Origin of the sequence: Paenibacillus ilasis, assembly GCF_043195395.1 — a bacterium.
Lineage (GTDB): Bacteria > Bacillota > Bacilli > Paenibacillales > Paenibacillaceae > Paenibacillus_AQ > Paenibacillus_AQ lautus.
The window spans coordinates 4,170,793-4,196,100 of sequence record NZ_JBHDJG010000001.1 but is presented as its reverse complement, the minus strand read 5'-3'; the positions used below and the strand labels follow the sequence as shown (position 1 = coordinate 4,196,100).

Annotated in this window: 26 protein-coding genes; 21 read left to right on the top strand and 5 right to left on the bottom strand. The window is 47.4% G+C overall.

The genetic code is table 11. The features are described from left to right. Positions 1 to 52: 52 nt before the first annotated feature. Positions 53 to 298, top strand: a complete 246-nt coding sequence (locus tag ACETK5_RS19025; protein ID WP_243390606.1) for a hypothetical protein — start codon at positions 53 to 55, stop codon at positions 296 to 298. A 77-nt stretch (positions 299 to 375) separates the two neighbouring features. Here the strand turns inward: ACETK5_RS19025 and ACETK5_RS19020 are convergent, their stop codons facing one another. After that, complete coding sequence (locus tag ACETK5_RS19020; protein WP_100535926.1) at positions 376 to 2,307, bottom strand: S8 family peptidase; 1,932 nt, start codon at positions 2,305 to 2,307, stop codon at positions 376 to 378. 253 nt (positions 2,308 to 2,560) lie between these two features. On the opposite strand from ACETK5_RS19020, the gene ACETK5_RS19015 reads away from it, so the two are divergent. From ACETK5_RS19015 to thiI, 6 genes are all read left to right on the top strand, one after another. Continuing rightward, complete coding sequence (locus ACETK5_RS19015; protein WP_100535927.1) at positions 2,561 to 3,067, top strand: YpuI family protein; 507 nt, start codon at positions 2,561 to 2,563, stop codon at positions 3,065 to 3,067. 136 nt (positions 3,068 to 3,203) lie between these two features. After that, entirely contained in the window at positions 3,204 to 3,428 is a 225-nt protein-coding gene (locus ACETK5_RS19010) for a DUF1540 domain-containing protein (protein WP_006209042.1), read from the top strand. A gap of 69 nt (positions 3,429 to 3,497) precedes the next feature. Beyond that, on the top strand, positions 3,498 to 3,860 hold the full coding sequence (locus tag ACETK5_RS19005; RefSeq protein ID WP_100535928.1) for a hypothetical protein: 363 nt from the start codon (positions 3,498 to 3,500) through the stop codon (positions 3,858 to 3,860). Between the two features lie 153 nt (positions 3,861 to 4,013). Further along, positions 4,014 to 4,700: a lytic transglycosylase domain-containing protein gene (locus ACETK5_RS19000; protein ID WP_100535929.1), complete on the top strand. Its 687-nt coding sequence runs from the start codon at positions 4,014 to 4,016 to the stop codon at positions 4,698 to 4,700. 168 nt (positions 4,701 to 4,868) lie between these two features. Continuing rightward, positions 4,869 to 6,029, top strand: a complete 1,161-nt coding sequence (locus ACETK5_RS18995) for a cysteine desulfurase family protein (protein ID WP_100535930.1) — start codon at positions 4,869 to 4,871, stop codon at positions 6,027 to 6,029. Beyond that, the gene (gene thiI, locus ACETK5_RS18990) at positions 6,029 to 7,267 is read left to right on the top strand and encodes a tRNA uracil 4-sulfurtransferase ThiI (protein WP_100539285.1); all 1,239 of its coding nucleotides are present in this window, start codon (positions 6,029 to 6,031) and stop codon (positions 7,265 to 7,267) included. The genes ACETK5_RS18995 and thiI overlap by 1 nt, the downstream gene beginning before the upstream one ends. A 135-nt stretch (positions 7,268 to 7,402) precedes the next feature. Here thiI and ACETK5_RS18985 read toward each other — a convergent pair whose 3' ends face one another. Then, positions 7,403 to 8,095, bottom strand: coding sequence for a TerC family protein (locus ACETK5_RS18985; RefSeq protein WP_100535931.1), 693 nt, complete (start codon positions 8,093 to 8,095; stop codon positions 7,403 to 7,405). A 130-nt stretch (positions 8,096 to 8,225) separates the two neighbouring features. Here ACETK5_RS18985 and ACETK5_RS18980 point away from each other — a divergent pair, with 130 nt between their 5' ends. The 6 genes from ACETK5_RS18980 to ACETK5_RS18955 all read left to right on the top strand — a co-directional run bounded on the left by ACETK5_RS18980 (position 8,226) and on the right by ACETK5_RS18955 (position 13,637). Next, positions 8,226 to 8,888, top strand: a complete 663-nt coding sequence (locus ACETK5_RS18980) for a TerC family protein (RefSeq protein ID WP_394057133.1) — start codon at positions 8,226 to 8,228, stop codon at positions 8,886 to 8,888. Positions 8,889 to 9,131: 243 nt separating this feature from the next. After that, positions 9,132 to 9,644 (top strand): hypothetical protein, encoded by a 513-nt coding sequence (locus ACETK5_RS18975; protein WP_100535933.1) that lies wholly within the window; start codon positions 9,132 to 9,134, stop codon positions 9,642 to 9,644. A gap of 152 nt (positions 9,645 to 9,796) precedes the next feature. Continuing rightward, positions 9,797 to 11,638 carry a translational GTPase TypA gene (gene typA / locus ACETK5_RS18970; RefSeq protein WP_071222960.1) on the top strand — a complete coding sequence of 614 codons (1,842 nt, stop codon included), beginning with the start codon at positions 9,797 to 9,799 and terminating at the stop codon, positions 11,636 to 11,638. A gap of 39 nt (positions 11,639 to 11,677) precedes the next feature. Then, positions 11,678 to 11,971, top strand: a complete 294-nt coding sequence (locus tag ACETK5_RS18965; RefSeq protein WP_100535934.1) for a YlaH-like family protein — start codon at positions 11,678 to 11,680, stop codon at positions 11,969 to 11,971. Positions 11,972 to 12,134: 163 nt separating this feature from the next. Continuing rightward, entirely contained in the window at positions 12,135 to 13,241 is a 1,107-nt protein-coding gene (locus tag ACETK5_RS18960) for an LCP family protein (protein ID WP_100535935.1), read from the top strand. A gap of 45 nt (positions 13,242 to 13,286) precedes the next feature. Then, on the top strand, positions 13,287 to 13,637 hold the full coding sequence (locus tag ACETK5_RS18955) for a hypothetical protein (RefSeq protein ID WP_165789599.1): 351 nt from the start codon (positions 13,287 to 13,289) through the stop codon (positions 13,635 to 13,637). Between the two features lie 66 nt (positions 13,638 to 13,703). Here ACETK5_RS18955 and ACETK5_RS18950 read toward each other — a convergent pair whose 3' ends face one another. After that, a complete protein-coding gene (locus ACETK5_RS18950) occupies positions 13,704 to 14,366 on the bottom strand; it encodes a YhcN/YlaJ family sporulation lipoprotein (protein WP_100535937.1) in 663 nt (220 codons plus the stop codon). 117 nt (positions 14,367 to 14,483) lie between these two features. Here ACETK5_RS18950 and ACETK5_RS18945 point away from each other — a divergent pair, with 117 nt between their 5' ends. Together ACETK5_RS18945 and ACETK5_RS18940 are read left to right on the top strand one after the other, a co-directional pair. Next, complete coding sequence (locus ACETK5_RS18945) at positions 14,484 to 15,815, top strand: PhoH family protein (RefSeq protein ID WP_100535938.1); 1,332 nt, start codon at positions 14,484 to 14,486, stop codon at positions 15,813 to 15,815. A 199-nt stretch (positions 15,816 to 16,014) separates the two neighbouring features. Beyond that, a complete protein-coding gene (locus tag ACETK5_RS18940) occupies positions 16,015 to 17,268 on the top strand; it encodes an extracellular solute-binding protein (protein ID WP_100535939.1) in 1,254 nt (417 codons plus the stop codon). 35 nt (positions 17,269 to 17,303) lie between these two features. Here the strand turns inward: ACETK5_RS18940 and ACETK5_RS18935 are convergent, their stop codons facing one another. Together ACETK5_RS18935 and ACETK5_RS18930 are read right to left on the bottom strand one after the other, a co-directional pair. Next, positions 17,304 to 18,416 carry a coiled-coil domain-containing protein gene (locus ACETK5_RS18935; protein WP_100535940.1) on the bottom strand — a complete coding sequence of 371 codons (1,113 nt, stop codon included), beginning with the start codon at positions 18,414 to 18,416 and terminating at the stop codon, positions 17,304 to 17,306. Positions 18,417 to 18,669: 253 nt separating this feature from the next. After that, positions 18,670 to 18,906: a DUF2626 domain-containing protein gene (locus ACETK5_RS18930; protein WP_006209059.1), complete on the bottom strand. Its 237-nt coding sequence runs from the start codon at positions 18,904 to 18,906 to the stop codon at positions 18,670 to 18,672. A 342-nt stretch (positions 18,907 to 19,248) separates the two neighbouring features. Between ACETK5_RS18930 and ACETK5_RS18925 the strand changes: the two genes are divergently transcribed. The 6 genes from ACETK5_RS18925 to ACETK5_RS18900 all read left to right on the top strand — a co-directional run bounded on the left by ACETK5_RS18925 (position 19,249) and on the right by ACETK5_RS18900 (position 25,299). Continuing rightward, a complete protein-coding gene (locus ACETK5_RS18925; protein WP_100535941.1) occupies positions 19,249 to 19,899 on the top strand; it encodes an RsfA family transcriptional regulator in 651 nt (216 codons plus the stop codon). 140 nt (positions 19,900 to 20,039) lie between these two features. Beyond that, positions 20,040 to 20,996, top strand: a complete 957-nt coding sequence (locus ACETK5_RS18920) for a ketopantoate reductase family protein (protein WP_100535942.1) — start codon at positions 20,040 to 20,042, stop codon at positions 20,994 to 20,996. A gap of 11 nt (positions 20,997 to 21,007) precedes the next feature. Then, complete coding sequence (locus tag ACETK5_RS18915) at positions 21,008 to 21,394, top strand: DUF3397 domain-containing protein (RefSeq protein ID WP_100535943.1); 387 nt, start codon at positions 21,008 to 21,010, stop codon at positions 21,392 to 21,394. Between the two features lie 149 nt (positions 21,395 to 21,543). Then, positions 21,544 to 23,205 carry a peptide ABC transporter substrate-binding protein gene (locus ACETK5_RS18910; protein WP_100535944.1) on the top strand — a complete coding sequence of 554 codons (1,662 nt, stop codon included), beginning with the start codon at positions 21,544 to 21,546 and terminating at the stop codon, positions 23,203 to 23,205. A gap of 208 nt (positions 23,206 to 23,413) precedes the next feature. Further along, a complete protein-coding gene (locus tag ACETK5_RS18905) occupies positions 23,414 to 24,346 on the top strand; it encodes an ABC transporter permease (RefSeq protein WP_100535945.1) in 933 nt (310 codons plus the stop codon). A gap of 2 nt (positions 24,347 to 24,348) precedes the next feature. Beyond that, positions 24,349 to 25,299, top strand: a complete 951-nt coding sequence (locus ACETK5_RS18900) for an ABC transporter permease (protein ID WP_100535946.1) — start codon at positions 24,349 to 24,351, stop codon at positions 25,297 to 25,299. Positions 25,300 to 25,308: the final 9 nt, after the last annotated feature.

Genomic DNA, 25,308 nt, shown 5'->3' with positions numbered 1-25,308 from the left:
GAAAGGAGATGCAAAAAACATGTCTTGTCATAACGAAAACCCATGTCCTCCTGTGTCACCGATTGTATGCGAACCGATCGTTGTTGTTAGAGACCATTATGTACCGCAAATCGTGCCTGTTATTCATCCGATAAAAGTGGTCGATAAGATTCACTGCGTACCGGTAGAAAAACATCTGTACACTTACAGCGAAGAAGAAGTTGTAGAGGGCCCTGGAGGCTATGGCGGAGTTACGGTATCCGGCAAGCGTTCGAAGAAAGCTGCAGTACGTACTAGCCGTTCCCGCCGGAAGAAATAAATGTAACGGGCTCTTTGCCTCCGATTATGAATAAAGCAGCTAACGCTGGAGGCGAAAGCTGCTTTATTTCGTGAATTTTATTCGTTTGATCCTGAGCCGTTTAACTTGCGAAGCTCCTTCTCCAGATTCTGCAGCGTTTGACCTGGCCACATCTGGAGAGGGACGTCGGGGGATCCAACAGCTTTCAAGGCTTGGAAAATATCAATCTGACCATGACCGTAATATTTATCTTTTCCTTTATCCCCAAGATCGACTGCTTGGTTTATCATGACGTCCATGACTTCCTGATTGGTCAGGTCAGGGTTAAGGGAACGAATGAGACCCGCCATGGCGGCTGCGTGGGGGCTGGCCATGGAGGTTCCGGATAGAGCCGCATATTGATTGCCTGGAAAGGTGCTCGCGATATTGGTCCCTGGTGCAGCCACATCGATGTAGTCGCCGTAATTGGAATATTCTGCCCGCTTCTGATTGGAGTCCGTTGCGGCGACGGCCAGCACCTCCGGATAGGCGGCAGGATAACCGGGGCGCTCCGTGTTGTCATTACCTGAGGCGGCAACAAGGACTACATCGCGATCATAGGCATATTTCACGGCATCATGCAGGAACTGGGAGTCCGCATAGTTGCCGAGACTCATATTGATCACCTTGGCTCCGTGATCCGTGGCCCAAATAATGCCTTCCGCGACGGCATAGGTTGTTCCGGATCCGGATCCGTCAAGCGCCTTGACCGGCATGATTTTGTTGTACCAGCTAACTCCCGCAACGCCTTCACCGTTGTTAACAAGGGCACCGATGATCCCGGCTACATGCGTCCCGTGGCCCACATCATCCAGCGGCTGCTTGTCTTTCTCTACGATGTTGTACCCTTCCACCAACTGCCCATCCAAATCGGAATGCTGAAGATCCACTCCCGTATCCACGACGGCAATGATCACATCTTCACTGCCCTTGGACAGATCCCAGCCCCGGTTCGTCTCAATGACGGGCAAATTCCATTGATATTGGGAAAACAGCAAATCATTCGGGATATTGACCTGCGCGTTGGCTCCATCCGGTAAGGAATCCGAGTTTACCCTGGATTGAGGAGGGCGGTCATTGGTTAAATAGATATAGTGAGGCTCGGTATATTTGGTTTTCCACTTCTGCTGGAAATAGGAGCGGAGTTTAAGGTAATCCATATCCTTGGAACGAAAAACATAGGCATAGCCAAGTTTCCTTGGAGTTTCACACGATATTTCCTTAGAGATATCGAGGAGCTGCTGCTTTGACGGCTCATTTTGAAAGGACACCACAATTTCATTTTCGTAAAAGTGACTGGCTTTTTCATTATCATGTCCGGTTTTGACGGTGATGTCGGAGAGGGTATCCGCATGAATGGATTCGACCTGGAATTTTCCTTCCTTCGGGTACGGAATCAAGCGAAGATTCCGCTTCTGGTGATTGCTTACTTCATGCAGTACGCCTTGATTAACCAATGCGGCCGCGCCATATTTACCATCCTTTGACGGCTCGGCAACAACAAAATAAGGCTGCCCCGCGACATTGAACTTGGGTGAATCATAAGTTTCTCCCCGTTTCAGCTTCTGCTGCGCCATTTGAAAATGATGCGTAATCAGATTTTTATCTTTTTTGTTCATTTTGGGAAGCAGACCCTGGATATCCGTCATTTTGTTTTGTTTAAGGTTATACCACCGTACTTGCTGAAAATGCTTGTGCAGCTTTTGTTCTTTTTGCGTATAGGCTTTTATTTGACCCGGGCTGCGCAAAGCGTTATTGTTCAGCATCTTCCGCAGGTGACCTTTTGCATCAAGACGGTTGAGTTGATCCGTTGCATGGATATCGCTTAACATGGTAAAGTGCTTGGCCTTGTTCTCCTGCTGGGGCCTTAAAGGCTGTGTTGGTTCAGCCGTTGGAGCCGGCTGTTTCGAGCCGGGGATGAACAGTAAGATCAGAAGCGCGCCAAGAACTGACGCGGCACCTAGGATGCTCCACAGAGTACGAGATTTCACAAATTTTCCTCCTCGCCGCATTTCATGATTTAAGTAGTCTTAGCGTGGGAAGAGTGAATCCTTTTTATGCGTTTAATTCGTGAGGAAAACGGATGTGCATGGGCAAAATGAAATGTGCTAAAAATAACCTTGTAAGTGTATTCATGATAGGGATTTCGTTATCCCAAAATTTGTGTTAGGATAGTACATATTATAACGACCATCAGGCTGTATAACCTGTAGGGTCACGACCATTTAAGGGGGATCTATCGTAATGCCAGCAGACAATCTTCAGAAATTATGCTCAGAGTCCAGAGAAAAGTTGAAATCTGCTATTTCGATTATGGAAACGTTTTTGAATGAACATGCTTTATCCCAATTGGTAACGGAACAGGACGATGAAACCGTTCATTTTTACAAAGGATTTCTGTCGGATGTTCGCCATTTGCTTGTATTTTCTGAAGTTTCCTATGAGAAGCTAGGTGTTGTACAGCGTCGCCCTAATTTTGATATCGATTTTGCCGAGAAGGCTTTGTATAATTTGTATCACCGCTGTGTTAACAGTTTCTTCTATCCCAAAAATGAAAGTTATTCCGAAGATGGTCGTTACGCCTATACTGGACAGGATGCGATTCGTTTCCGGAAGAAGCCGGTTCGTCCTGCCCGTGATGTCATTATGAACATTACCAAGATTTATGAAGAGCTCCGTGATGATCTTGCTTACTACGAAAGCGATTATTTAACGGAACGTCGGATGCAATCAGAGAAAAGCCACGCCTAGCATATAAAGGAATACGTAAGAGATGCCAACCATTGGCATCTCTTTTTGCGTTTCGCTCCTTAGGCACCAACTGACAATCGTTCTTGTGCATACCGGCAGTAAACTAAGGAAAAAATGTTGACGAGGTGATGCTAAAATGGCCAACGAAGCCAAACCATTAGTGAAGTGCAGTGTCAGCAATTGCCATTACTGGGGAGAACAGAACTTATGTCATGCCGAGATGATCATGATTGAAATTGACCGTCATGCGAATGTGAAACTCAATGAAGAGTATGGAGCAGAGCCTTATGTAGACGACCATCAGGATGTTGCTGACAAGTCTTCCGAGACCTGCTGTTTGACCTTCAAGCCGAAGGGCTGACGGGAAATAAGCCGGATAAAGTCCGGGTGCTGGGCACTTTAGGATGATGGAAATGGAGGAAGCTAGTTTATGGATAAAAAACATCGCAAGCATAAAATGAAGGTTGTTGAAGGCAAGCGAAACAGGGTAGACTTCCCGCGCAAAGATCACCGTGAAGAATATGCAGCCGAGGTTGCTCCCCCTATGGATGCCTCGGCACGAAGAGTAGACGAGGATAAGGCAGACGTGTCTACGGGTCGCACCGTCGGATATGTGGGCTTGGTATTAGGCATTGCCTCGTTGTTCATGTGGTCGGTAATTCTGGGGCCAATCGCAGCCGTTGTTGGATATTACGCTTACAGCAAAGGCAGCAGAACGACAGGCGCGTGGTCGATCGGACTCGGCATATTGGCAACGCTCAGTTATTTTATCTTGATTCCTTTCAGTAGATAATTCATTTTGTAATGATGAAAATATGGGCGGGTCAACTAGTGAGAACGGTTGATTCGCCTTATTTTTTTGCCAAATAGGTATAGCAGATTGTTCCAGTTCCATGATAAAATAAAGGACAAGTTTGAAATTTTGCTGCAGAAAGTGAGTTAAACGATGCAAATAGATCCGATATCATGGAAGCAAATGACGGATATACCACAGATGAATACGAATTCCACCGAGTCGGCAACCGGATTTGTCAATGTGCTAAGCAGCCTGCTTACCGAAGATTCCGCCTCCAAGCCGGTTGAACGTTCGATTACCCAGCTTGCGCCTGGCGTAACCTTTAAGGATGGACTGTTATGGCAGCAGCTGGGTGCTGTGGATGAGTCCGCTTCGTCTTTACCAATCGAGGGGGCCGTGCATGACACGGGGGCAACAAAGCCAACGACCTTTGAGGATTTAATTACGGCGGCCGGGGAACGATATGGAGTGCCGGTATCGCTGATCAAAGCGGTCATTGATGCGGAATCTTCCTTTAATCCGAATGCCGTGTCCTCCGCGGGAGCCAAGGGGCTGATGCAGCTGATGGACGGAACAGCAAGGGGACTTGGGGTAAGCAACCCTTTTGATCCGGCTCAGAACATCGAAGGCGGTACTAAATATCTGTCCAATCTGATTCAACGGTTTGGCGGAGAAATGGCTATGGTACTTGCAGCGTATAATGCAGGTCCAACCCGTATCGCGAATATGGGTGTATCCAGTGATGAAGAGCTGATGTCTCTTGCTCATGAATTACCCGAGGAAACCCAGGCATACATTGGTAAAGTCATGAATGCACGATCCAAATACACTTTATAAACCCGCAAGGGGATAAATAGTAACCTGATAGAGGATCAAACGATAAACGCCACTTTGTCCGATCTAAAGATGGAGTGCGGCTTTACCGTTTGGTCTTTTTGTGTAAATATAAAGGTCTGGACTAAGTTTTAAAACGTGCGATGCGTATGATGGAAAGGGGAAATTACCTTGATATATTGGGACCACGCTGCAACGACCCCTCCCTATGATGAAGTAGTGGACACGATGGCGGAAGTGATGAAGATGCATTATGCGAATCCGTCAGCACTTCATCGTTCAGGCGAGGCTGCCGCTAAACTGCTGAAAAAAGCAAGAGAGGTGAGTGCAGCCGCGCTGGACGTTCAGCCGACGGAGATCGTATTCACATCCGGGGCAACCGAAGGCAATAACATGGCGATAAAAGGGGCTGCGATGCAGTATAGCAGCCGGGGCCGGCATATCATCACAACGGGGACAGAGCATCCTTCCGTATATGAATGCTGCAAGCAGCTGGAAACACTCGGATGGGAAGTGACCTATCTGCCGGTTGATCACGCCGGCGTGGTGGATCTGGCTGCCCTGGCGGATGCTGTGCGCAAAGATACCGTGCTTGTCAGCATCATGCATGTCAATAATGAGACAGGGGCCGTTCAGCCGCTGACTGAAGTGGGGCGTATCGTCAAGGAGCGGAATTCAAGAACGCTGCTCCATATCGATGGCGTACAGGGATTTGGAAAGCTGCCGGTGACACTTTCCCAGTGGCAGGCCGACTTATACAGCCTGTCTGCACATAAATTCAACGGTCCGAGAGGAATGGGCGTGCTGTACGTCAAGCAAGGCGTGCAGTTGTTCCCGTTGGTATCGGGCGGATCGCAGGAGAATGGGCACCGGGCAGGAACGGAGAATGTTGCCGGAGCAGTAGCGATGTCGAAGGCCATGCGATTATCCAGAGAACGTCAGCCCGAGCATTATGCAAGGATGACGGAATTAAGGGAGCTTTTGCTTCAGGGCATCGAAAAAATTCCGGGATTGGTCTTAAACAGCAGCGAGCAGAATGCACCTCATATCATCCATTTTTCGTATCCGGGATTAAAACCCGAGGTGATGGTCCATGCTCTGGAAGAGATGGGGATGCTCGTATCGACCAAATCCGCTTGCTCCTCTAAATTAAGCGAACCGAGCCGGGTCCTGTTAGCGATGGGGAAGGACATGAACGTTGCTTCCTCCGGAATCCGCATCAGTCTTGGCAAAGAGCATCAGCTGGGCGATGCAGCGCGACTCGTCGAAGTCTTGGCTAAAGTTTGCGGGAACCTGCGTCCCATTATAGAAAGAGAGGGTAACCGAAGATGATGACTTACGATAAACTGCTGCTTCGCTTTGGCGAATTTACCCTAAAAGGCAAAAACCGCAACCGATTCGAGAGATCGGTATTGAATCATATTCGAAGCGTGCTAAAACCGTTTCCGGGAGCGAAAATCGTTAAGGAGTACGGCCGCTTGTACGTCGAGCTTAACGGGGAGTCTCCCGAGGCTCTGATCCATGTCCTTAAAAAAGTATTTGGCCTTGTGTCCATCAGTCCGGTACGCGTATGTCCTTCCGAGCTTGACCGCATTATCGAAACAGCGGTTGATTTTATGGGGCAGAAGGAACTAGCAGACCCGTCGACCTTCAAAGTCAACGCGAGAAGGGTGTGGAAACAATTCCCTCACTCCTCGCAGGAGATGAACCATTTAGTCGGATCGCCATTGCTGCGAACCTATCCCCAGCTTAAAGTAAAGGTAAAGCAGCCCGATATGGAGCTTCGTGTGGAAATTCGGGAGAACGAGACTTATCTGTATTATGAAGTGATTCCCGGCGCCGGCGGGTACCCGATTGGTACGAATGGGAAGGCAATGCTGCTCCTCTCGGGCGGGATTGACAGTCCTGTAGCGGGCTGGTCGGCTATGCGCAGAGGGCTTGAAATTGAGTGTGTTCACTTCTACAGCTTCCCTTACACCAGCCAACTAGCGAAGGAAAAGGTAATGGAGTTAACAAGGCTGTTATCGGGCTACACGGGCAAAATCAAGCTGCACCTCGTTCCGTTTACCGATGTACAGACTTCATTTGTCGGCATCGGCCAGGATAATCTGATCATTACGTTTATGCGCAGAGCGATGTTACGGATTGCTTCCTCGCTTGCTGAGCGGGAAGGGGCATTGGCGATCGTGACGGGGGACAGTCTCGGACAAGTCGCCAGTCAGACGCTGCCGAGCATGAATGTGATCGGCAGAGCTACCGAGCTGCCGCTGCTGCGGCCGCTCGTCATGATGGATAAGAACGACATCATCAATATCGCGATGGACATCGGCACATTCGAGACATCGATTTTGCCGTATGAGGATTGCTGTACGTTGTTTGTGCCTAAATCGCCCACCACGAATCCGAATTTGAAGATCATCGAGAAGGTGGAGGCTTCCATTACGGAGCTTCCTGCACGGATCCAGGCAGCGATTGAAGGTACGGAGACCGTGATCATAACCCCGGATAGTACAATCGGTGAGCTTGGCGAGAAGCATGCGGAGCCCGTGGTAAACGAAGACTGGTTTTAATCGAGTATCGAACGAAGGTCAACATGATGTTGCGGCGAAGCGAACGAGTGTGCACCGTTCGATGATCTGCTAACTTAAAACACCCCAAGGCTTCTCAGAAGCCTTGGGGTGTTTTGTTCTACTCATAGATTTTGGTTATGACTGGCTGGATGACTGACGGCGCCCAGCGGATCTTTTTTTCAGATGTCCTGCAGTCAGAACACCGATAATGATGGCAGCAATGAAGAGATATTTAATGATCTGGTGCGCTTCGAAATATCCCAGAAAGTGCTTTTCCTCGGTAATCATGGAGGACGCCGTGTACGCAAGTACCGCAGAACCTACATAGATAATCCATGGGAAACGGTTGATCAGTTTGATAAACAGCGTGCTGCCCCATACCACGATAGGTACGCTGATGAGCAGGCCCAGCGTTACAAGGATCATATTGTGTTTGGCTGCGCCGGCGACGGCAATGACATTGTCCAGGCCCATAGCGGCATCCGCTACAATGATGGTACGAATGGCAGCACCGAGGCTTTTGCCGGCCTTTATATTGCCGTGATCTTCATTGTCGTCGGTCATCAGCTTGTAGGCAATGCCGATCAGGAGTACGCCTCCCACAAGCAGCAGCCAAGGGATGTTAAGCAGCCAGACAACGAGGATGGTGGCAATGATACGAAGAATAACAGCTCCGGCAGTGCCGTAGATAATTGCTTTTTTCTGGGTTTCCTTCGGAAGATTGCGTGCTGCAAGACCGATTACAATGGCGTTGTCCCCGGCCAGGATCAGATCCAAGAATACAATGTTGATTAATGCAAGAAAAAATTCAGCGGTTGTGGTTTCCATGAATGTCACTCCTCTTAGAATACGGTTCCACCACTTAAACAAAGTGGATTTATTATAGGCCTATTTTTCCCGATGTGCAAGCATAGCCTGGACAATTACCACATATGTGTAGAGTGGGGGTGTTGTTCTGGTGGAGACGATTTTTTTGTTGGGACAGATCTTGATGATCAATCTTGTGCTCAGTGGCGACAATGCCTTGGTCATCGCGATGGCCAGCAAAGACCTTCCGGAAATACACCGCAGACGGGCGGTCTGGATCGGGACTGCAGGGGCTGTTCTCTTACGGTGTATTCTGACTTTTTTGGCGGTTTTGCTGCTAAAAATCCCTTTCTTACAGGCTGGCGGCGCCTTACTGTTGATCTGGATCGCAGTCAAACTCATGATGCAAAAGGAACATGACCATGCAAACTTGGCCAAAGCTTCAACGATATGGGCCGCAGTCAATACGATATTGATTGCCGATTTCGTGATGAGCCTGGATAATGTCTTGGCCATTGCGGGGCTGGCAAAAGGCGATCTCGCCTTAATTGTCATCGGAATATTATTAAGCATTCCCATCGTTGTATGGGGAAGCGGAATGATCTCCAGCCTGCTTCGCAAGTTTCCGGTGCTGCTTTACATAGGTGCCGGTATTCTAGCTTTTACAGCAGGCGAAATGCTCATACAGGATTCCCGCGTAGGGCTGCTTCTGGCTTACTGGATGCCTTATGCCCACAGTCTGCTGCCGATTGTCATTGCAGGAGCTGTCATTCTCATTGGCGGATTACAGACGGTAAGACGGCCTAGCACGTAACGGGGTTTTATTTAAACAACCCATTGGCGTAAGGGAGTGCGTGGAAAGATGGATGACTGTTTCGTGCAGTTGTCCATTTTTTGTTGGGTTCAGGCAGGTATATGGGACGGGCCAAGGTTATTTCAAGTGGAACAAGCTCGGGATATGGTTTTTTTTGTCGGTTTGGGCTAAAATTAACGTAACTGCTTCTTTTAGAAACCGCTATTTTTGGTGATACATATATTGAAGAGAGAGGGTGATCAAATGTCCTCCAGAAAAGATTTGGCGCTGGGTATTTTCATCGTTGCTGCTGGAGTTGTTATTTTGCTCGGTAAGCTTGGTGTGTTTGGATTTCTGGGAAGAACGTTATGGCCGCTCGTCCTGCTGCTGCCGGGTATTTTTTTGCATATCATGTTTTTTGGTCGCCGTGCCTCTGCCGCAATTCTCATTCCAGGCGGAATTCTGACGGTATATGGCCTTCTGTTCTTCATATGTAATATTGGGGGATGGGGGCTGATGGCTTCTTTATGGCCTGTCTTGATTCTTGGCGTGGCTGTCGGCTTGTATGAATATTATCTGTACGAGAGCCCGCGACCTGGCGCAGTTCTGCCGGTTGCGCTTGGACTGACGGTGCTTTCCGTTTTGATTTTCATCTTTACCTGGCTGGAGACTGGGGCGTTCTACATTATTGCCCTGATCTTGATCGCAGCGGGCATTTGGATGATCTTCGGCCGCAATCGTTCCGGGCGCAATAATAAATGGAGCAGAGGTTGGTAATTGGTAAGAGGTAAAAGTTGCTGGAAGTTTTCTGAAAAGACTTGATTTTCCCGCTCGTTTACCTATATTATAGGATGTATGTTGAAGCGTCGGCATGTCGTCCGGCGCTTTCTTTGTGGCTCATTCGAACAGAAGGGATTTGAGATATATTTATGCAATCAAGAGATCAGATTCGCAACATTGCCATTATTGCTCACGTTGACCATGGCAAAACAACACTTGTAGACCAACTGCTGCAGCAGTCCGGTATTTTCCGGGAGCATGAGACACTGCAGGAACGCGCGATGGACTCCAATGATTTGGAGCGCGAACGCGGAATTACCATCCTAGCCAAGAATACGGCTATTACGTATAAAGATTTCTTGATTAACATTGTAGATACGCCTGGACACGCCGATTTCGGTGGTGAAGTTGAGCGTATTATGAAAATGGTCGACGGCGTTCTGCTCGTTGTTGACGCTTATGAAGGATGTATGCCTCAGACCAAGTTTGTGCTTGGTAAAGCACTTGCACATAACTTGACTCCAATCGTCGTTGTGAACAAGATTGACCGTCCGGCCGCCCGCCCAGCAGAAGTGATCGATGAAGTGCTTGATCTGTTCATTGAACTTGGAGCGAATGACGACCAATTGGACTTCCCCGTTGTATATGCATCAGCCTTAAACGGTACTTCAAGTATGGATCCAGAGAAGCAAGATGATAACATGCTTGCTCTTTATGAAACCATTATTGACCATATCCCTTCCCCTACTGAGAAAGTGGACGAGCCTCTCCAGTTCCTCGTTACCTTGATGGATTACAATGAATATCTGGGCCGTATCGCCGTCGGCCGCGTGAACCGCGGTGTAATTAAGCAAGGCCAACCGGTAACCGTTATGCTTCGTGACGGCTCCACCAAGAATGCCCGTATCGAGAAGCTGTTCGGCTTCCAGGGACTGAAGCGGATCGAGGTTGCCGAAGCAGGCGCCGGCGACATCGTGGCTATCGCAGGGATCAAAGATATCAACATTGGAGAGACCATTGCGGATCCACAGCATCCGGAGGCACTCCCTGTCCTTAAAATTGACGAACCAACCCTGCAAATGACGTTCCTTGTTAACAACAGTCCTTTTGCCGGACGCGAAGGCAAATGGGTAACATCCCGTAAGCTGCGTGACCGTCTCTTCAAAGAACTGGAAACGGACGTAAGTTTGAGAGTGGATGAGACGGACAGCCCTGATGCTTATATCGTATCGGGACGCGGTGAGCTTCACCTCAGTATTTTGATTGAGAATATGCGTCGTGAAGGCTATGAGCTTCAAGTATCCAAGCCGGAAGTTATCGTTAGAGAAATTGATGGCGTCAAAATGGAGCCGATCGAACGTCTTATGATCGATGTACCAGAAGAAAGCATGGGTTCGGTTATGGAAAGCCTCGGAACACGCAAGGCTGAAATGGTGAACATGGTGAATAACGGAAATGGACAAGTGCGTTTGGAATTCCTGATTCCTGCTCGTGGACTTATCGGTTACCGTACCCATTTCCTGACTCTGACACGCGGTTATGGCATTATGAACCACGCATTCGACAGCTACGGTCCGCTTATCGGCGGTCAAGTGGGTGGACGTCACCAAGGCGTGCTGGTTTCCACGGAGAACGGATCTTCAACGTTCTATGGCATGATGTCGGTGGAAGACCGCGGAACCCTGTTCTTGGAACCGGGGACTGAGATTTATGAAGGCATGATCGTCGGGGAGCATACCCGCGATAACGATATCGTCGTTAATATTTGTAAAGAGAAGCAATTGACCAACGTTCGTTCGGCAACGAAGGACGACACGGTTAAATTGAAAACACCGGTTATTTTCTCACTGGAGCAAGCACTTGAATACTTGAACGATGACGAGTATTGTGAGATTACGCCGAAGTCCGTTCGTCTCCGCAAGAAGATTTTGAACAAGAGTGAGCGCGAACGTGCAGAAAAACATCGTAAAATGGCGCAAGCAAATCTATAATAGATAGAGATCTACTTGTCCAAAAGGAGTGAACCTATCATGCAAGAATGGTTTGCCGCGCACCCACTCATCTCTTATATCGTGATTTTTGTGCTGATCACCTACGTTTACAACAAGGTATTCCGGGTGAAGCAGAAGCTTCCTCTGTTGAAGGAGATTCTCCTGTATATCTTGATGGCCTTGGGTTCGGCGATACTGCTTGTGTTTCAGATTGATAAGCTGCCGATTATCCAGTGCTTGTTAGTAGCTGTGGCATTGATGCTGATGGTGCGTATTCGATATTTTGTTGAAGATCGTCAGAAGAAGAAGGCTCAAGCCGAGCCGAAGTCATAAGCTTTGTAGAATTTTAGCAGCTCAGGTAACAACAATACGGCAACTTTTTGTCAGTCCCCATCGTTTATAAGAGAGAGAAGTCAACCATGGTCCGGTAAATGCTTCGAAATTTGAAGCGTTTATCGGACATTCATCTAATTTGAATGAAATCAGGTGTTATGATATGAATCCTACTCATACCAATCTCCCTCCGAGAGCCAAAAGTGGGGGGAAGGGCAAGAAACAGCCAGTTCCAAAAAAGAAAAAAAGCGCATGGAAATCATTTTTTAAATTCATTCTGATCGTCTTGTTAATCGCAGTTCTGGCTGCAGCAGGTTATGCCGGATACTTGTACATCAAGGGCAATGAGATCATTGAAAAAAGCGGGATCGACAAACCTGTAGCTCCAGGGCAATCCGCTAAGGAAAAACCGATTACGGTGCTTCTCTTGGGAACGGATCATCGCCCGGAAACGGGGACTTACTTGACGGATGTGGTCATGGTCGCCACCATGCATCCGGAAACCAATACGTCGACGCTGGTTTCTCTGCCGCGGGATACGCTCATTGAACTCGATGGATATAAAGCGACGAAGCTGAACGCTTATTACCCAAGGTTTAAAGCGGCCTACAATGCTGCCGAGAAAAAGGAACCGGGCAGCGGCATTCCGGCTGAAGAAGAAATGAAAGTCATGATGAGCAAGTACCTTGGCGTTAATATCGACTATGTAACGGTAATCGATTTCCAGGGATTCCGTGACGTTGTGGACACCTTCGGGGGAGTGGATGTTAACGTTCAATACAATATGTGTTACCGCGATACTGCGGACAAGACCGACATTAACCTCACTGTGGGTCCTCAGAAGCTGGATGGCAAGAAGGCGCTGGATTATGTTCGTTACCGTAAATCCAGTGACAGCTGTTCGCCGAGAACGAAGGAATCAAGCGATTTTGAGCGTAATGCCCGCCAAAGCGAAGTATTGCATTCCCTCCTCGATAAGATGAAATCGCTCGGGGGCGTTGCGAAGGTAGGCAATGCTCTGGATGCGGTCAGCGATAACATGACCACCGATTTCGAGCAGGAGCAGATCCGAAATTTGCTTGCGACTTATTATGATATTGGAAAAGATGACGTCAAATTCATGCCGGTCACAGGCAATTGGAAGAGTCCTTATGTGTATATAAGCAGCAGCGAGCTGGACGCGGCCAAACAAGCGCTGCAAGACGAGCTTGCCGGCAAGCATAACGCTGGCGGGCAGGGGACAGAAGCGGAATCTGCAACAACTCCGTGACAATTGAAGGCAAGTTTTATTGTATGCTATAATACAATGTATCAGATGGAGATCATTGTACAGGAGGCCGAAGGCATGTCCTACCTTATGATGCATACGACACACCCATTGATCTGTAATCGGCAGACGGATTACCTTGCCCATGCATTTGTGCGAGCAGATTCCATTTGGGGATGGGAGCCTTTCAGATGTCATCCTTCTGATTCCATGTCTTCTCAGGCGTGTTCATTCGACATGGGTGTCCATTTCACACCAAACAGACAACAAAACTCTGAATATGATAGGGGTCATGTCTCTGACGAAGCAGAAATGCTCGCTAGTGGCGTTGTTATGACCTTAAAAAAAGCCCAGTGTGCTTCACTGGGCTTTTTTTGTATGAAATTTGGAGATGGGTGACGGACAAACTCGGGTTATGACCGGATTTGTCTTCCGCTTATAGGCGGGTTTACGCTCAACATGGGTCTATTTATTATGGTGTGGATTGGCTGGTGCGTTGCTTCGGTTATTCGGCTTTACTGTTTGTGCACCGTTATCTTGTGCATTACGATCTCGAGGTGTTACATCTTTAGGCAGCTGAGGAATGATGCGGCCCACGATGTCAGCGAGTTCACTGGCAAGTCCTGAAATGGGGTTTCCTTCCTGAATATGCCGGCCAAGATCGGCAATCCGGTTTGTAACGTCTAAATCAGCCGTAACAAGTGCATTGGCACCTGCCGGATCGGATTGAAGGGCTTCAGCGACTGTGTATTTAATGGTTCCGACTTCTGCCCGATCTAAATTTCCATCTACATTAAGTCCAACAACAGCCGTATTTCCCATGACAACACAGTTGGCGTTTTTTACGCCGGGCACACTCTCGGCTAGTGATTTTAGGTGATTTGCGGTTGTAGCGTCAACTTGTCCGTTGTTATCATTTGCGTTGCCGACTCGTCCCGTATTCGCATTATCCGGAGCCCAACCGTCTACATTGTTAGTGGTATAACCTCTGTTCCCATTCATGTTGGGAACATTGTTAGCAGTAGTTCCATTGGTTTGATTACGAGGAGAGGGTGATGCATTCTGATTGGCGGTCCCGCAGCCTGCGAGCAACAACACCGCTAGTATTATGGATAGAGCAGCTCTCATGGATTGATCTGTCCTTTCGTAGTAGAGTTCACTAAATTACTCCAGTCGCTACGCTTATTATGTCCGGGACGGAAAGGTTTATGTGTGTACCTGATGAAGAAGCAGTGGAGGGATAAGATGAAAAAAATATTTGTGCTGGATACGAACGTATTGCTGCATGATCCTCAGTCGATCTATGCATTCGAGGAGCATGAAGTCATCATTCCTGCGGTGGTTCTTGAAGAGATTGACTCAAAGAAGCGAAATGCTGATGAAATCGGCCGCAACGCCCGAACGGTCTCCCGATTGCTCGATGGGCTAAGAGAACATGGTCATCTTCATGACGGGGTTCTTCTGGAGAATGGCGGGACATTGAAGGTAGAGCTTAATCATCGCAGCTTCGTCAAGGTACAGGAGTTATTTAGCGAAGCATCCAACGACAACCGAATTTTGGCTGTCGCGTTAAATTATAAATTGGAGGAGGAGCCGAAGGAGGACGGAAGCCGCGTCGTTCTGGTCAGCAAGGATGTGCTTGTTCGAATTAAAGCGGATGTGCTCGGACTCACAACACAGGATTATTTATCGGACCGTACAGCCGATCCAAGTGAATTGTATCCTGGATTCTCTACAGTAAAGGTACATCCTTCGGTGATCGATGAATTTTACAGCTATCGTTACTTGCCGATTAAACCTCTTCAATTGCCTTATCCGCTTTATCCGCATGAATTTGTTATTCTGAAGGATGAGATGGGGACAGGAAAGTCAGCTCTCCTTCATGTGAATGAGGATGCAACTAGATTGGAGCCCCTCCATTTAAGCAATGAACCTGTATGGGGCATCAGCGCCCGTAACGCCCAACAGCGCATGGCGATTGAACTTCTTCTGAATGACGATATTCCGCTTGTCACCATTACCGGGAAAGCCGGAACGGGAAAAACCTTGTTGGCGTTGGCAGCAGGCCTCTCCAAGGTGGAGGATGAGCATAAATACAAAAAACTGCTGATTGCCCGTCCGGTTGTTCCGATGGGGAAGGATATCGGTTATTTGCCTGGCGAAAAGGAAGAGAAATTAAGACCATGGATGCAGCCGATATATGACAATCTGGAGTATTTGTTCGACACCAAAAAATCGGGTGATATTGATAAAATATTGATGGGACTCGGCAGCATCCAGGTGGAAGCACTGACTTATATCCGGGGCCGCTCGATACCAGGTCAGTTCATCATTGTGGATGAGGCGCAAAACTTATCCCGTCATGAGGTTAAGACGATTGTATCCCGGGCGGGAGAAGGGAGTAAGGTGATCCTGATGGGAGACCCGGAGCAGATTGACCATCCCTACCTGGATGCTGTGAGCAATGGGTTGACCTATGTGGTTGAACGCTTCAAGCAGGAAAATCTGAGCGGGCATATTACGCTGACAAAAGGGGAACGATCCAAGCTGGCTCAGCTGGCTGCAGACTTGTTATAATCATATATTTCCCGAGAAATGATTACGGCAAAATAACTTGCAGGATAAAGACTGTTCAAGATTCATAGGACAGTCTTTTTTCCTTCCTAGCGTTATTAGTAAAATCTGGACTAGATTATTAACAAAAAAGATAGGACAAGAGCACTAGAAGTTTGGTAAAATAAGGACATGCGACTATTTGAAGGAGTGAAGATGGGATATGAAGCGGAAGAAGTATTGGTTCTTATTTGCCATTTTACTGTTGTCTTTATCCAGTTTATCTCCCAGCTTTGACTTCACTCACCATACTAGACGAGAGCCCCCGGGGGATGAACCTAGTCCTCCGTTGCAAAGGCCGGAGGTACCGGAGACCGATCTGGGTCCGATCAAGGTCGGTGTTCAGTTAAACCCGGATGAACTGAGACAACTAAAAGCTCTTAATGAGCGTTATATGGAAGAGACCGGTGCTGAGATTGAAATTACGCCTCTGGAGATCAGTGAAACACACAAAGAGTCGTTTCTGCTCGAGATGTCTCTTGGTGAAGGTCCTGATATTGTATTAACGGATTCACACTTTATTAAAGCGCTTGCAATGAATGGATGCTTACTGCCCGTTGATTCTTCCCAGGGCACGATGCCGGGTGAAGACATCTTAAATGGCCTTCTGCCACCGCTGCAGTGGAACGGATATCAATGGGGAATGCCGTTTGATATAGACCCCTATATTATGACCTGGAAGACCAAGGGGAAGGACGGCGAACCATTTAAAGTGCCGGAGAGCCGTCAGGCATGGCAGGAGTATTTGAAGCTGAATAAGGTAAGCCCTGCCCTCTCATTTGATTGGAATGATCCTTACGCGTTCGGTGCGGCGGTTCATTTGCTCGAAGGTGATCCCTCCAAGCCGGATCATGAGGTGCTTGATATGCTGATTCGTAATCACGGAACACGGGCAGAATCCGTGCAAGACGCGACGGATGCAGAGGATAACGGCCAAGCGTCGACCACCTCCGGTAAGGCGGAAGCAGCCGTGGTGATTGAGCCGTATTCGAGCTTTTCAGATCAAGACACCGATGGAGTGTCGCTTGCATTGGCGATGGGGAAGGCGCAACTGGATACGCCCGTTGTCCGAACCCGAAGTTTTGCGGTAGCCGCACACACGGAATCATCGTCGCTTGCCATGAAATGGATTACGTATATGACTGGCAAAGAAATGCAGCGCGAATGGAGCAGAGCGGCAGGAACGCTTCCCGTTATTTCTGAGTTGTATGTCACGGGTACCAACCTAAGTGAGCGGGGCATTTGGCAAAAAGCAGCCGTTCCAGCCCAAGTGCTGCTCTCTCGAAACGAGCCGGCAGCATTGGATTTCGGCGATTCGGAAGGCTTTCAAACGTACAGCGAAGCAGCGAATCGATTGCTGCATGGCGAAATCACGATAGAAGAATATAGAGAATTGTACAAGTCTGCTCAACCATGAAAGAAAAAGCTGCCCAGCGAGGGGCAGCCTTTTTTCTATAAATCCAGCTCCATTTTGACCACTAATCGTTGTTCTTGGCTGGAGACCTGCGTTGCTTTTAAGAAAGACACCAACTGCTTAGGATAAAAGTTCATGTCGAATTCTTCCTGCAGCGCCTTGCGTGTGGTGTCAGGCAATTCCAGCCGATTGAACACAAGTTTGTCGACTTGAAACATGATGGCATTCTCCGGTTCGTTAATCACGGTGTATTTTCCTTCAATCAGCAGCGACAGATTTCCGCTCTCACCTGAAGCTATTACTTTTCCATTGTCAAAATGGAAAGCAAAGCTGTTAAAGATTTCATCTTCAGATCTTAAAAATGCGTTGAGATCATCCTCATGGATATCGATGGTGTACTCCTTGCCGTTTGTTTTCAACATATTCTTGCTTCCTTGGACGAATTGCGGCAGATTTTCCATGGCGCTAGCCAGAGCCTGGAAGTGACGCTTTACTTCGTACAGCCCCACGTTCTCCCAGTAGAGGGTGAATTCCTCAATCAACTTCTTCATAGCATCCGGGTTGCCGCTGGCTGTCAGTGCTCCGTTAACCTGCTGTTCAAGCGCCAGCACCCGTTCACGCTGCTTGACAAGGCTGTCTTTCACTTCGGCGAGCTGAGCTGTATTGCGTTCCGCTTCAGCCTGAGCGGAGGCAAGTGAGCGGTACTGATTGTTATATACCGCAAGGGTATCCCGGTCGTTTTGAATGATCATATCGTAAAAGTCCATGACCCGGAAAAAACCGGCTACGTCTTTTGCAGACAACAGCATGAAGAATAAATGATCCCGTTCACCCATGTAATAAGACCGAAGAACAGCTCCCGCCCGATCGCGGCGGTCTTCGATACGCAAGCCCATATCCTGAATTTTGATTTGCAGTTCGCTCTGGAGAAGCTGCAATTCGGCGATGCGTTTGGTTATCCGTTCGATTTCATGATCAATCTCGACGATGGAGAGGCTGTCCTCCAGAAGTTTGCGGGCCTCTTCCGAATCAGGCATAACCGGGCTTAGTTCCTGCTCGGAATATACGGAAGCGGGCGTCCCTATGAAGCAGAACAACAGGGTTATACACAGCATGACCGGGAGGAGAGGTTTTTTTACTCGTACATTCAAACGGGAGTCCTCCTTGAATGGTTGTTAGTCGAAAGGAATCCAACCGCTGTTTGTCCCTTCATTTTAACCAATATATGACGTATACGACTCAATTATCAACCTTTAGGCATTAAAAAAGCGATCCGGCAGCTAAAGCACCTGATCGCTCTTTTAAGTACTCTCGTTCTCTAATTGCAAGGAAAAACCACCAGCGTTCCTCAGTTTGTCCAAGTTGAGCCGGCGGATTTCAAGCATCGCTTGCATGGTTTACCTATTAGAGTGGTTTGCCCATAATGAAGACCGTCCAATAGCTAAAGCCTGTGAAGGTCACGATCATATAAGCCCAGAAGAGAAGAATATAGGTTCTCTCCGTGAATTTCAAATATCCCAGGATCACGAAAAATGCAGTCTGCAGGAAGAAAAGCAGTGCCATTTCAATATGATCTCCGGCAAAGGCCATCAACCCGATGGTCAGGGTAAAAAAGCCAAGGACTCGAAACATCCGTGCCACGATTATATCCTCCTCTCGTATGTACGCACATAATGCTGCTATGAACATTATAGCGTTATGGGAAAAACGTGTAAACGCCTAACTCGAGAAAACCCTTTATTTTTTATTATTAACCAGAAACATGACATTGAATTCGCGAATAAATTTGGACGAATCTTCCCTTTTCCCTTCGTAAGAGTATGATCTGTAATCAAAATGGAAATACATTTTAGTATCAAATAGATTCTATGAACTCTATGAGAGGCATAGAAATGAATTAAGCAGTTTTTATACCCTATTCAGCAGCCGATTTACGGTATTGAAGACGGTTATTTTAGGATGTCGTTAGGAGGGTTTTATGGTATGTCAGCAGTGAGACAGGATGCATGGAGTGCAGAGGACGACCTGATATTGGCGGAGGTGACCCTTCGTCATATTCGTGAGGGCAGCACCCAATTGGCTGCCTTTGAGGAAGTGGGAGAAAGAATCGGCCGGACATCGGCAGCTTGTGGGTTTCGTTGGAATAGCTGCGTTCGCAAGAAATATGAGGATGCTATCAGCTTGGCGAAATCTCAGCGTCAAAAGAGAAGTTATTATAAAAAACAGCCTTCGGTAAGCGGACCGCAGGTTGCCGGCTTGGCTGCTCAGGAACTGGAGCACGATGTCTATAAGAATGATGGTGCAAGTGAAGAGACACTGTCCATCGATGCCGTTATCCGTTTCCTTCGGCAGTGGAAGGGCGGGCTTCAGGAAAGTTCACGTCAGTATAAATTGCTCGAGAAGAATTTGCGTGAAAAAGAGGAGGAGCTTTCAAGGCTCCGCAGTGAGAATCAACGGTTATTGAAGGAAGTCAGCGAAGTGAAAACGGACTATCATGTGGTCAATGACGATTATAAGGCACTGATTCAGATTATGGATCGGGCACGCAGGCTTGCTTTCTTAAATGAAGAAGACGAGGAACTGAAGACGCGCTTCAAAATGGACGCAAACGGTAATCTGGAACGAATTGAATAGGTAAAGGTTATCTTGCTCTAGCCGTAACCCGCATTAGTGCATTTCATGCGCTTTGGCGGGTTATTTGTGCGTATAGGAGATTGTTCTGATATATACTAGGACTAGTACTTCGTGTTCGATTACAATAATGGGGGATTATCATGAATATCCATATTATCGGAGCTGGCTCATTGGGGCTATTATATGCGGGCAAACTTGCGGCGTCAGGCTGCCGTGTCACGTTATGGTGCCGCAGCGAGGAGCAGGCGGACAAGCTTCGGGCTTCCGGCATAACCATCGAGGACATGGGTCAACACCAGGTCGTTGACGCCCATACTTTCTCGATCTGCTCATGGTCATCCTTTTCCGAGTCGGGTGGCGCGGCGGATGCGGATTATCTTTTCCTCATGATGAAGCAGCAAGGGATCGAAGAGATGGCAACGGAGATGCTGGCTCTATTTGGGCAAGATCACCGCAGACTCCTATGTTTTCAGAACGGTACAGGCCATTTGGAGCGGCTTCAAGGCCTGCTGCCGATGTGGACGATCTACGCAGCCATTACTACGGAAGGGGCCAAGCGTACAAGCAGCGTCTCTGTTTTGCACGCCGGTCAGGGAACGACGACAATCGGCAAAATGAAACCTGCCGGGAGCCCATTCGATGCTTTCTCTCAAGAAGATCATGAAATTGAGCTTGTTAAACAGCTGAATAGAGCAGGATTTGAAGCTTTTTTGTCGAATGAAATGGAGGAGATGATTTATCGCAAACTGCTGATGAACGCAGTCATTAATCCTTTGACTGCATTGTGGCGGATTCCTAACGGAGAGCTGTTATCTTCCCCTGAACGAGTCAGGCTTATGAGGCAGTTATATAATGAAGGGATCGCCGTATATGACGCGGGTGGAATTCCTTATGGAAGCGGGCTGTGGGAATGGATTGTATCTGTCTGCCAATCGACTTCAGGTAACACGTCTTCCATGCTTAAGGATGTAATGGACGGCAGAACGACGGAAGTTGCCTGGATTAACGGCAGTATTGTCCGTTTGGGTCAAAAATATGGCGTTTCAGTGCCAACACACGAGCTGATAACGCAGCTCATCGAGGGGATGAATACATAGGGGGTCTTAGCATGGGTTTCTTGCAGGGGCTGTTTCACACATTAAGTCTTTTTCCGTTCATTCCGTTTTTACTGGTTTATTTCATTGTCTTGCAACGAAATAAAAATCGAAAGCAAGCGCTGGAGCTGGCCATGGATGTCACCACATTTTTTATGCTGTTTTCGGTCTCCGCCTTGTTTAATAATACATTCCAGTCCAAATTCGGTTTCTATCTCATTCTCCTCATGCTGCTCATTGCAGCGGGGCTGATCGGCAGTGCGCAGAACCGCTGGAAAGGCAAGGTTAACGGTAAAAGACTGCTGCGCGCCGTGTGGCGTCTCGGGTTTGTCAGCATGAGCTTCGGGTACATAGTATTCACATTTTTTGGCATCCTCTCCTACATAATTAAGATGATGTAAGAACAATCTAATAACTAGAATTATATGATAAATCTGTTTGATCATTGGGTCAGGCAGATTTTTCAATTTATTGATTTCTGGATTTTTTTGACCACTGGTTGTATAATCGATAAGCATATACCTAAAATCTATGAGGGGGATACCGCAAGATGAAGAAACAAAAGAAATTACTGCTTCTCATGACGCTAATTCTTGCTTTCAGCTCAGTTTTGGCCGCGTGTGGAGCTGACAAGAACGAAGGCGCCAATAACGGCGGAACGGCGGACAAGCCTAAAGAGCAAGTCTTCCGGATGAACCTTGCTTCCGACCCTCCTACATTGGATCCGGGCTTGGCTCAGGATAACACGTCGAACACGGTAATCAGTGCTGTGTTTGAAGGTTTGGTTCGCAAGGGTGCAGATGGTTCTGAAGAGGCCGGCGTAGCCGAAAAATGGGATATTTCTGAAGATGGATTGAAATATGTCTTCACCCTTCGCAAAGATGCCAAATGGAGTAACGGCGATGCAGTAACGGCAAAAGATTTTGAGTATGCATGGAAACGCGTACTTGATCCGAACTTTACTCCTGCATCACCATATGCGTATCAGCTCTATTACATCAAAAACGCTGAAGCTTACAATCTTGGAGAGATCAAAGACGCCAATGAAGTCGGCGTAAAAGCAACCGATGATTATACGCTCGAAGTTACGCTGGCAAACCCAACGCCATACTTCCTCAGCTTGATGTCATTCCAAACTTATTTCCCGATTCACAGCTCCGTTGAAGGTAATGCTTCTTGGGCAACCAAACCGGAAACGTTGATCGGCAATGGTCCGTTCAAAGTTTCACAAATGACCAAAGGTCAAAAGATCGAGCTTGTGAAGAACGACCAATATTGGGATAAGGATTCAATCAAACTTGAAAAAGTTCAAATGAGTATCGTGAACAGCTCTGCAACGGAACTTTCAAGCTACCGTAACGATGAATTGGATTATGCAGGACATCCAACAGGAAATATTCCGACGGATCAGCTGAATGCGATCAAGAAGGAATTGGGCGATGAACTGATGATCAAAGGGATTTCATCGACGTATTTCTATATCTTTAACACAACAGAAGAACCATTTGACAATGTGAACATCCGTAAAGCATTTGCCATGGCGATTGATCGTAAGGCGATCGTAGAGAAAATCACGCAAGGTGGACAGCTTCCTGCCTTTGGATTTGTTCCTCCTGGCATCAAGGGTGAGTCCGACGAGTACCGTAAAGAGGTAGCGGATTCTTACTTCGATGAAAATCTTGAAGAAGCTAAGAAACTGCTCGAGCAAGGTATGAAGGAAAAAGGCTATACCACATTACCGGAAGTTACTCTGATCCATAACTCCGATGACAACCACAAGAAAATTGCGCTTGCTATTGCTGATATGTGGAAGAATAACCTCGGTGTTACTGTGAAGGTACAAAACCAAGAGTGGGGCGTATTCCTGAAGAACCGTACGGATTTGAACTATCAAATTGCCCGTTCCGGTTGGGGAGCAGATTATAACGACCCGATGACTTATATCGATATGTGGACATCCAACGGTGGTAACAACGATACTGGCTTCAAGAACGAAGAATATGACAAACTTGTGAAGGATGCTTATGCAACTAGCGATAACGCTAAACGCATGGAGCTGATGTCCAAAGCTGAGAAAATTCTCGTTGAAGACAACCAAGTTGTAATGCCGATCTACTATTACTCTAGCGTGTCCCTGGTTAAACCATGGGTGAAGAACCTTCATCTGGATTATAAGGGTGATATCGATTTCACACGTGCATATATCGAGTAGTCTTTTGTAAGCCATTTATAAAAGGTTACGGTTCGGGATATATATGTGGGGCATTTAAACCTCATATATATCCCGATTTTTTTGTATGAGCACAAGGTTTCCAAATCTTGTGTCCGTTGGTGAAAGTTAAGGGATGCCAGTTCCGTTCTAGAATAATACAATTATATAGACGGCTTGGTTTAGAACAACTGATCAGGAGGCTAGCGAAATGCTGAGGTATGTGGCGAGTAAGTTTTTTTATATGCTTGTATCGTTGTTCATACTGATCTCAGCCACTTTTTTTCTTATGAAAGCCATACCGGGCGATCCGTTTATGGGAGAGAAAAAGCCATCGCCTGAAATTTTGGCGAGGCTGATGGAGCAGTATGATTTAGATAAACCGGTATTTCAGCAATATACGAAATACTTGGGCAATATCGTTCAGGGTGACTTTGGTTTGTCTATGAAGAAACAGGGGCAATCCGTCACTGATATTATTGTTGATACATTTGGCCCTTCACTCCGATTGGGTCTTATCGCGATCGTAGTATCCGTTATCGTGGGTGTCCTGCTGGGGATGCTTGCAGCTCTGTATCACCGCAAGCTGATTGACAACATCGCCATGATTATCTCGGTTCTCGGCATCGCAGTACCGAGTTTTGTACTCGCGTCATTGTTGCAATTCGTTCTCGCAGAGAAAGCGGGCATTTTCAATGTCATGGGTTTTGAAGGACCGCTAGACTATGTGCTTCCTGTAATGGCCCTATCTGCTCAACCGATTGCATTTATCGCGCGATTAACGCGATCCAGCATGCTGGAAGTACTGCATTCGGATTATATCAAGACGGCGAAGGCCAAGGGTCTTAACTGGTTCGCCATTATGTTCCGTCACGTTATCCGTAACGGCATCTTGCCGGTCGTAACGTATGTCGGCCCAATGACAGCGAACATCATTACCGGTTCGGTCGTTATTGAACAGATCTTCGGTATTGGCGGCATAGGCAAGCAGTTCGTTGAAAGTATCACAAACCGCGATTATACAGTCATTATGGGGATTACCATATTCTACGGCATCTTGCTGATGCTGGCGCGTTTCGTTACAGATATCGTGTATGTATTTGTGGATCCACGCATTAAATTGACCGGCGGAAAGGAGAGGTAGACATGGAGAAAGAACAACGTATGCCTCATCCTGCGGCACTCAACTTGAAGCCTGAAGATTTTCAGAAGATTGGTCCTGATGAGAAACAATCCGAGGTAATACAGCGTGAAAGTTTGTCCTCCTGGAGAGATTCCTGGGAAAGATTGCGCAAGAACAAGCTTGCTATGGCGGGCTTGGTTATTATGATTCTGATTGTCATCATGGCCATTATCGGCCCGATGATCTCTAACTATGATTATGAAACGAATGATTTGATGAATACGAATATGCCGCCTTCATCAGAACATTGGTTTGGAACCGACGATCTGGGCCGCGACGTTTTTGTACGTACCTGGATGGGAGCTCGGATTTCCTTGACCGTTGGTCTTGCAGCAGCTGCGATTGACTTGATGATTGGTGTAATATATGGCGGCATCATGGGTTATTTCGGTGGCCGTGTCGATGAGTTCATGAATAAGTTTGCAGAAATTTTGTATTCCATTCCTTATCTGCTCGTTACGATTTTGCTTCTGGTTGTATTTGAACCAAGTTTAGGAACGATCATACTCGCCTTAACCATCACCGGGTGGATTAACATGTCCTGGATTGTGCGGGGCGAGATTATGCAGCTTAAGAGCAGAGAATATGTCCTCGCTTCACGTTCGATGGGTGCGGGCACTGCGCGTCTATTGTTCCGGCATTTGATTCCGAATGCAATGGGGCCGATTATCGTTACATTGACCCTGTCGGTTCCAAGTGCGATCTTTGCCGAGGCTTTCCTGAGCTTCCTTGGTCTTGGAGTTCAGGCACCGGTTGCTTCATGGGGCTCCATGATTAATGATGCCCTGTCCGGATGGATGTACTATCCATGGCGGATGTTATTCCCTGCTCTATTTATCAGCTTGACGATGTTAGCATTTAACATTTTCGGTGATGGATTGCGTGATGCCCTTGATCCGAAATTGAAAAAATAGGAGGTGGGA